Source organism: Mycobacterium sp. (genome assembly GCF_049585075.1).
Classification (GTDB): Bacteria; Actinomycetota; Actinomycetes; order Mycobacteriales; family Mycobacteriaceae; genus Mycobacterium.
On the sequence record NZ_JBAUZA010000126.1, the window covers coordinates 1 to 8,394 of the forward strand.

At 64.9% G+C, this 8,394-nt stretch carries 7 protein-coding genes and 1 pseudogene; 6 read left to right on the forward strand and 2 right to left on the reverse strand.

Translation table 11 applies throughout. From position 1 onward, the window contains the following. The 3 genes from WB785_RS05940 to WB785_RS05950 form a co-directional block, all read left to right on the forward strand. On the forward strand, nt 1–451 hold a 451-nt coding region (locus WB785_RS05940; RefSeq protein ID WP_424077829.1), incomplete at its 5' end, for a zinc-binding dehydrogenase. A 219-nt stretch (nt 452–670) separates the two neighbouring features. Beyond that, entirely contained in the window at nt 671–1,618 is a 948-nt protein-coding gene (locus WB785_RS05945; RefSeq protein ID WP_424077830.1) for a metal-dependent hydrolase, read from the forward strand. 172 nt (nt 1,619–1,790) lie between these two features. Continuing rightward, complete coding sequence (locus WB785_RS05950) at nt 1,791–2,540, forward strand: phthiotriol/phenolphthiotriol dimycocerosates methyltransferase (protein WP_424077839.1); 750 nt, start codon at nt 1,791–1,793, stop codon at nt 2,538–2,540. Between the two features lie 211 nt (nt 2,541–2,751). Here the strand turns inward: WB785_RS05950 and WB785_RS05955 are convergent. Continuing rightward, nucleotides 2,752–2,823, reverse strand: a pseudogene (locus tag WB785_RS05955) (fumarate hydratase C-terminal domain-containing protein); the annotation flags it as partial. 410 nt (nt 2,824–3,233) lie between these two features. Here WB785_RS05955 and WB785_RS05960 point away from each other — a divergent pair. Further along, nucleotides 3,234–4,196: an NAD-dependent epimerase/dehydratase family protein gene (locus WB785_RS05960; RefSeq protein WP_424077832.1), complete on the forward strand. Its 963-nt coding sequence runs from the start codon at nt 3,234–3,236 to the stop codon at nt 4,194–4,196. On the opposite strand, the gene WB785_RS05965 is transcribed toward WB785_RS05960, so the two are convergent. Beyond that, on the reverse strand, nt 4,193–5,620 hold the full coding sequence (locus WB785_RS05965; protein WP_424077833.1) for a PucR family transcriptional regulator: 1,428 nt from the start codon (nt 5,618–5,620) through the stop codon (nt 4,193–4,195). The two genes, WB785_RS05960 and WB785_RS05965, sit on opposite strands and share 4 nt — an antisense overlap. Here WB785_RS05965 and WB785_RS05970 point away from each other — a divergent pair. Continuing rightward, nucleotides 5,612–7,117 carry a WS/DGAT/MGAT family O-acyltransferase gene (locus tag WB785_RS05970; RefSeq protein WP_424077835.1) on the forward strand — a complete coding sequence of 502 codons (1,506 nt, stop codon included), beginning with the start codon at nt 5,612–5,614 and terminating at the stop codon, nt 7,115–7,117. The genes WB785_RS05965 and WB785_RS05970 overlap by 9 nt on opposite strands. Further along, nucleotides 7,114–8,394, forward strand: a 1,281-nt coding sequence (locus WB785_RS05975) for an AMP-binding protein (protein WP_424077837.1), incomplete at its 3' end; no start/stop codon positions are given. The genes WB785_RS05970 and WB785_RS05975, both read left to right, overlap by 4 nt.

Here is an 8,394-nt window from a genome sequence, read left to right on the forward strand (position 1 = left end):
CGACCAGGCCATCGACTACCGCCGCGACGGGTGGTGGAAAGGCCTGGAACCGTACGACATGGTGCTGGATCCGCTCGGCGGCACGTCGTTGCGGCGGTCGTTCGACTTGCTTCGCCCCGGCGGACGGCTGGTGGCCTACGGCCTTTCATCCTTGCAACAAGGCGAGAAGCGGTCGCTACGCCGGGCGGCACCCCAGGCGCTGGCAATGTTGCGCGGGTTCAGCGTCATCACCCAGATGAGCGAATCCAAGGCCGTCATCGGCCTCAACATGCTGCGGTTGTGGGACGACCGCGGCACGCTCGAACCCTGGATCGAACCCCTGTCGGCGGCCCTGTCCGACGGCACGGCAGCTCCGGTGGTACACGCGGCTGTGCCGTTCGCCGACGCGCCAGAGGCCCATCGGATCCTTGCTGCGCGGGAGAACATCGGCAAGGTCGTCCTCGTGCCGTGAGCTGAACGCTGCCGGCCATCAGCAAATGAGGCGCCCATTGTGAGATTCTGAAAATTTCGCGAAGGCAGCAGTAGTGGTACGCGATAACTGTGTATCGTCGCCATCTGGTCGTTTAGCTGGCACGCAACAGGCAACAGTCCTGATTTGGGGGTGAGCACCAGGGTCTCTGATAGGGCCCCTGGAGCTGTAGGCCAGTTAAGCGTTTGGGAGGAGAAGTAAATGACCGAAGTCGAAGACCTCGACGTCCGCTACGACGGCTACCCGACACATCGGCGCAAAGTCCGCTTTGACTGGTCGAACACGCCGTTGCACTGGGTCCCGGACGACCCCTTCGCCACACACTTTTGGAACGCGATGCACCTGTTCCTGCCCGAAGGGGAGCGGGGATTCATCAGGGCCGTCAACGACGCGGCGCCATTGGTCGACGATCCGGACCTGACGGCACCGATGAAAGCGTTCGTGCAGCAGGAAGCCTGGCACGCCTGGGCGCACCGAGCAGTCCTCGATCATCTGGCCGAGCAGGGCATCGACACCACGCCCTACACCGACATGTTGCAAAAGTGGTTGTCAGCGGGCACTCGTCAGCACCCGGGCTGGCCTGCGCGTTTGCAGCGATGGTGGCTCTACCGGCGCCTGGCCGACGTGGCCGCGCTCGAGCACTTCACGGCGGTAGTGGGTCAGTGGTGGATCCAAAACCGCGGCCTGGACTATGCAGGAACCGACCCCGTCATGCTCGATCTGCTGCGCTGGCACGGAGCCGAGGAAGTAGAGCACCGCGCGCTGGTATTCGACGTCTACCAGAATGTGTGCGGGAACTATCCGCTGCGCGCGTTGGCGATGCTGTTCAACGCGCCGGGGTTCTTGTTCGGGTGGTTCGCAGGCGTGCGGTTCTTGATGGCGCAGGACCCAACCATCACCGCCAAACCACGGGTGAGGGACTGGCTACGGGCCGCGCGCCAATACAAGGTGCCCGGGCCGTGGAGTCTCTTTGTGATCAGCACGCTGCGCTATCTGCGTCCCAGCCACCATCCCAGCACCGAAGCTTCCACGCAGATGGCGATCGACTATTTGGCCGCTTCGCCGGCTGCGCAGGCCGCCCGCGAGGCGGCCCAAGCCGCTCAACGGTCCAGATCTGCTGAGAAGGACGCATCGGAGAACCCAGCCTAGGAAGGCGTCCGCACCCGACAAGTATGGGTGGCGCGTGAATTCCCCTTCGTCCCAACGGATGCGCCAGCCGACCTCGGTAGTGCCTAGTGCGCCTGGCATACTCGCCGCTGTGACTAGCACCCTCAAGCGGTACATCAAGCCCCTCGACCCTACTCAGGGCTTGAAATTTGTCATGAACAAATACTGGTACCCCTTGATCACCCGCCGGTGGGACACGGAGGATGTCACCCTTCTCAACTGGGGCTATGAGGAGGATCCTCCGATGGCCCTGCCGCTGGCCGGTGAAGAAGAGCCCAACCGGTACGGCATCCAGCTCTACCACCGCACCGCGACCCAGACAGACCTCAGCGGCAAACAAGTACTGGAAGTCAGCTCCGGCCACGGCGGCGGGGCCGCGTACCTGGTTCGAACTTTCCACCCGACCTCCTACGTCGGGCTGGACTACAACCCCGACGGCGTGGCATTCGCGCAGAAACGATATGACCTCCCAGGGCTGGAGTTCGTCCACGGCAACGCCGAAAGCCTGCCGTTTCCCGACGAGTCCTTCGACGTGGTGCTCAACGTCGAAGCCTCACACACCTACCCCCACTTTGACCGTTTCCTCCCCGAAATGACGCGCGTGCTGCGCCCGGGCGGGCATTTCCTCTACGCCGATTTCCGCGGCTTCCTCGAGCACGACGCGTGGGACAAAGCACTGGCCAACCTGCCGATGCGGATGGATTCGAAACGGATCATCAACGAGGAGGTTCTGCGCGGATTGGAAAAGAACTCGGCGCGCTATCAGGAGCTGGTCGTTCACCATGTGCCCAGGTTGATGCGGCCGTTCGGCCGCGTGTTCACCGGTTTGCCCGGCACAACGACGAACAACCAACTGCAGCGTGGCCAGCTTTCCTACCGGATGTACCACTTCATCAAAAACTGACGCGGGTGCCGAGACATGGTGGGCGCGGACGGTATCGAACCGCCGACCGCTGGTGTGTAAAGCCGAGCCAGAGCGCCCACGGCGTTTCACGCGGTGCCATAGCGTCCTGGAATGCCCAGCTCAGCGGGTCGTTCCTGTCCGCCCTGTCCCCGGTTTGTCGGGCTGTGTCAGCTCGTCTTGGCACACTCGCGGCACAACGGGGGTTTGGTCGTCAGGCGTTCGGTTGCGCCTCGACGGTGAACTCGAAGATCGCCTCCATGCCGAGGTCCTCGAAAGCAACGACGCGAGCGGCTCCCTGGTGGAGCTAACGGGACTCGAGCCCGTGACCCCCGCACTGCCAGGAGCGGGCAGGAGCCGTAACCAGGCACGATAACAGGGATTTCGGGGCTGTAGTTGCCGTAGTTAAGGGAGTAGTGGTCGTCAAGATTGTCGTCAGGTGACCAGTTCACCCGTACCCGAGCAGGATTCAACTCAACCCTCGTACGGAACATTTCGGTCCATCGGCAATCGAGCGCGGAGATTCGACAAACAGCCGCTCTTCTAATGGCGCAAGCAGACAAGCGCGGCACGGCCTCGCTCAGCGACCGTTATCTCATGCGACAACAGCAGACGAGTGGCCGCGCACAGCGGACAGAGCAGTCAACCGCATCTTCCGGTTTCGCAGACGATGAGCCGACGGGACTCACTGTGGCTGTGACCGGACCGACTGGCGAGATTGGCATCTCGGCGGTGACGGCCCTGGAGCAGGACCCCAACGTGGAACGGATTATCGGGATGGCTCGCCGGCCGTTCAATCCGGGCTCGCATGGGTGGACAAAGACGACGTATCAGCAGGGCGACATCATGGACCCGGGCGCCGTTGACTCATTGGTCGCCGATGCCGATGTCGTCGTCCATCTCGCATTCATCGTCTTGGGTTCTCGTGCGGAAAGTGAGCGGGTCAACATCGCGGGAACTCGCATCGTCTTCGAGGCGGCCGTCGCTGCCGAGCGGGTCACGCGCATGGTTTATACGTCATCGGCTGCCGCCTACGGCTACTACTCCGACAACCCGGATCCGATCACCGAAGATGTTGCGCCCCGCGGATCACCGGAGCATGACTACTCCGCGCAGAAGGCGGCCTGCGAAGCCGCACTCGCCGAAATCACCGATGGCTCTTCACTGGAATTGTTCGTGCTTCGTCCGTGCATTGTCGCGGGTCCCAAGGCGACCGCACTGGCTGACTCAATGCCGTGGAATCGGTTGCCTTCCCCACTTCGGTCAATCACGCGCGCCATACCGATTCTGAAGCTGCCCTTCCCCGATCCCGGTGTCCCGCTTCAGCTTGTTCATCATGACGACGTCGCCGCTGCCATCGCACTGGCGGCGACGACGCCCGCTCCGCCAGGGGCGTACAACATCGCAGGGGACGGCGAAACATCGCTGTCGAAGATCGCGGCGGCGCTGGGCGGACGTCCGGTACGGGTGCCCGCCGCTACCGCTACCATCGGGTCGGCGGTGGTAGCCCGACTGCCGTTCCTTCCCGCCGAAGCCGGCATCTTTCACGTGGCACGAACATCAGTAGTGATGGACACCGGCAAGGCCAAGTCCCTCCTGGGGTGGACCCCCAAATACTCCGCTGCGCAAACCCTGGAGGCGCTGGCCGCGGCCATCTAGTCGTACTCAGCTCCTGCGGTCGAGTGTGGCGGCGCCTCGTCGACGAGTTCGGCAAGGGCTAGTGCGACCCGCAACTCGAGGGTGCGCTTTTCCACTGACCTTCCCAGCAGCTCCTCGGCTTGCCGGAGCCGGTAGGCGACCGTGTTCTCGTGAATGCTAAGCCGTTTCGCGGTTCTGCCGCGGCTGCCGTTCTCGTCTAGGTAGGTGCGCACCGTCGCGGCGAGTCGGCGGGTCGTGTCATCGGCACCCGCCAGTGGGCCCAGTTCGCGTGCGACGAAGGAGCGGGCGTAGTCGAGGTCTGCCGTGGCGAGTGAGCGCAGGGCGATGTCCTTGTAGCGGGTGACGCTGCCCTCGCGCCGGCTGGCCAGTCGCGCGATCCGCTGGGCTTCGAGTGCCTCGACATGGCTGGCACGAAATCCCGCGATGTCGCGCGCGGGTTCGCCGATCGCCACCCGGACGCCCGGTGCCGTCGCGGTCCGGAACCGCAACTCGTCCAGGACTCTGGACGGCACTTCGCTGTTGGTGCTGATCCACGCTGCGACCGACAGAGTGCCGAGGGGTTGGAGAAGTGGGTGCTGACTGCCGATCGCTGCGGCGATGTCGCGGATGGCGGCTTCGAGCAGCGCAAGGGTGTTGCGGCCCTCCTTGTGGGTGTCCACCCAGGCGACGGCTGCGACGTGTATGCGACGCAATTCGTGGCGCAGCCGTCGGCTGGCCACGTCGACATCGATGGGCTGCCCGGACAGGATGGTGCTGATCGTCTCGGCCTGGGCCGCGGCGGCGCTACGCAGCCACCGTTCGCGCTCGGTGGTGTACACCTCCTCGACCAAGCACAGCGCGGTGTCGACGTAGGCGAACATCCACGCTGAACACAGGTCGTTCGCCGCGTTCAGTTCTCCTGCGTCCGCCACGTGCTGGGCGAGAATCGCCTTGAGCTGTTGAGACGTCGCGGCGTGACCAAGCCGGTAACTGCGCGTCAGCGTGGTCAGCGGCACGCCGTGTTGGGCGCCATCAAGGGCATAATCGACGGTCGCGGAGCCGAGCTTGATCGCCTTCACGGGATCGGCACCCGACCGCAGCACTTCCGCGAAGTCGCGGATACTGGCCTCCGTGCTGGCCCGGTTCGCTTCCAGCGCCTCGGAATTATCGAGCAGCTCGGGCAGCCGCTCACTCGTGTAGACCGTGACCGCATCGGATATCTCGCGGGCACGTTCCGTGAGTTCAACGGCCGCCTTCTGGAGAACCGTCGACCACAGGCGTCGCTCGGTCTTGCCCTGAGCACCCACCCAGGCCGGCTGCACGCTTTGCACGCTATCGCTGCACTTCGCGGCGGTGTGGATATTCGACAACCGCGGCACCCAATGTTGGCGCAAGCAGACGAGCGGATGGCGGCCACGGGGGACGACGATCGACGCATGCGACAACTAACACGCCTCGATGCCCAGTTCCTGGCCATGGAAAACGACCGCACCCCAGGACACGTGAGCATATTGGGAGTGTTCGACGCGCACACCGCGTCGGGACGCCCGCTGGATGCGGCGCTGGTTCGTGAGCTGGTGACCGCGCGCATGCACCTGCTGCCGACGTTCCGTTGGCGGCTGGCGCTCGTGCCGTTCGGCCTCGACCACCCGTACTGGTTCGACGACGGCACTTTCGACGTCGAGTACCACGTTCGGGAGGCCGCACTTCCTGCGCCGGGCACTCAGCGGCAGCTGGCCGAGCTGGTATCTCGCCTGATCGGCAGGCAGCTGGATCGGGCGCGCCCGCTGTGGGAGCTGTACGTCATCCACGGTCTGGAGGACGGCACCGTGGCGGTGATGACGAAGATGCACCACGCGGCTGTCGATGGCGTATCCGGCGCGGAAGTTATGAGTCTGCTTCTCGACGACACCGCGACCGGCCGGGACCTGAATTCGGCGCCTGCGGTCGTGGCGGAGCGCTTCCCGTCCGAAGTGGAGATGCTGGGCCGTGGTCTGGTCGGGATGTGGCGCCAGCCGCTGCGTGCGTTGCGCGCAGCGCCCACCACACTGCCGCACCTCGACGACGTACCGACGATTCGCCACCTTCCCGGTGTGAAGGCGATCGCGCGGAGCAGTCGACTGGTCAAGCGGCTCCTTCCCGCGGGCAGGGGCGGACCTGCCCTGCAGGGCAATCACCTCGTCGCGCCCCAGACCCGATTTCAAACCCGGCTGTCGGCGCACCGCCGGGTCGCGTTCGAGTCGCTGTCCCTCGATGACGTCAAGATGATCAAGAACACGTTCGGATGCACAGTCAACGATGTCGTTCTGGCCATCTCTGCGGCCGGCCTGCGCTCCTGGCTGGACGAGCGTGGAGAGCTCCCGGCCGAACCGCTGCTGGGCTTCATTCCGGTGTCGGTCCGAACACCCGAGCAGATGGGAACCTTCGGCAACCGGGTCTCAGTCATGATCGCCGAGCTGCCGACCGAGACGACCGACCCCGTGCAGCGCCTACGCCGAATCAACGAGACGATGAAGGCCGCCAAGGAACGCCACCGCGCGCTGCCGGCGTCACTCATGCAGGATGCCAACCATTTCATCCCGCCAGCCCTGCTGGCCCAGGCAGCCCGCGCGATGTCCCGGCTAGCCGGCATCCGCGGTATAGACCAGCCCGTCAACGTCGCGATCTCGAACGTTCCAGGCCCCAAGGCGCCGTTGTATCTCGGCGGCGCACGCCAGCGAGCGCAATTCCCGATCTCCGGGGTGCTCGATGGGATCGGCCTGAACATCACCGTGATCAGCTACCAAGACTCCCTCGAGTTCGGGATCGTCGTCGATCGCGAACAGCTGGATGACCCGTGGCCCCTTCTCGATGCCATCCGGGTTGGGCTGGACGAGCTTCGTGACCTGGCACAAAAACACGCCGCCGTAAACCCGTCGATCGAGAAGCTGGCTAGCTCGTGACCGAACACATCCTCAGCGGCGGCAGCATGGACGACTACCAGCTCACGCTGACGAGCATCATCGAGCGCGCTGAGAGCTTTCACGCCGATCGAGAGGTGGTGTCCCGGCGGCCGTCTGGAGCGGTCACTCGCACAACACTCGGCTCCTGCGCCGGCCGGGCCCGGCGGCTTGCCGGCGCGTTGGCCGAACTCGGCGTCCGCGAGGGAGATCCGGTTGCCACACTGTTGTGGAACCAGAGCGAGCACCTCGAGCTGTACTTCGCGATTCCCGCGATGGGTGCAGTCATCCACACGCTGAATCCCCGCCTGTTCCCTGACGAACTCGCTTATATCGTCGACGACGCGCAGGACAAGGTGATCGTCGTCGACGAGTCACTGCTGGAGGTCTTCGAAACATTCCGGGCCGGAGGCGATTTCGCGCATGTCATCGTCGTCACTCACTCGGGCGAGGCCCCGGCCGGGACGCTCGATTACGAGTTGCTTGTCGCTAGCGGTGAACCGGTCGAGTGGCCCACGCTCGACGAACGTCGCGCGGCGGCGATGTGCTACACGTCGGGCACGACCGGCCGACCCAAAGGCGTCGTTTACTCGCACCGCGCCCTCGTGCTGCACTCGTTGGTTGCTGCCCTGCCCGATCAGCTGACCGTATCGGCAAGGGACACAATCCTTCCGGTCGTCCCGATGTTCCATGCAAACGCCTGGGGACTGCCGTACGCCGCGGCGCTCGCCGGAGCGGGTCTGGTCTTACCGGGTCCACGGCTGGACGCCGAGAGCGTGCTCAACCTGTGCGCCACCGAGCGAGTAACGATGACAGCGGGCGTGCCCACCGTGTGGATGGCGATGCTGGCAGCGATCGATGCCGAACCCGGCCGGTGGGACCTGTCGGCCCTGGATCGCTTGGTGGTCGGTGGAGCCGCCGTGCCACGGTCGATGTTCGAGGGGTTCGACCGTCATGGCCTCACCGTCATTCAGGCCTGGGGCATGACCGAGACTGCGCCCCTTGGGTCGGTCTGCCGGCTACCGGTCAGCCACGACGAGAGCGCTGCAGACGAGCAGTACGGATACCGCGTCCGGCAGGGCGTCGCCAGCCCGCTGTTCGAGATGCGCGCGCGGGATGACGAGGGGCAATTCATCGCCTGGGACGACGCGGCCACGGGCGAACTCGAAGTCCGCGGGCCGTGGGTCGCAGCCAGCTATCACCGTGGCCGAGGCGCTGACAACTTCACCGCCGACGGCTGGTTCAAGACCGGCGACGTGGTGCGCATCGATGCGCACGGT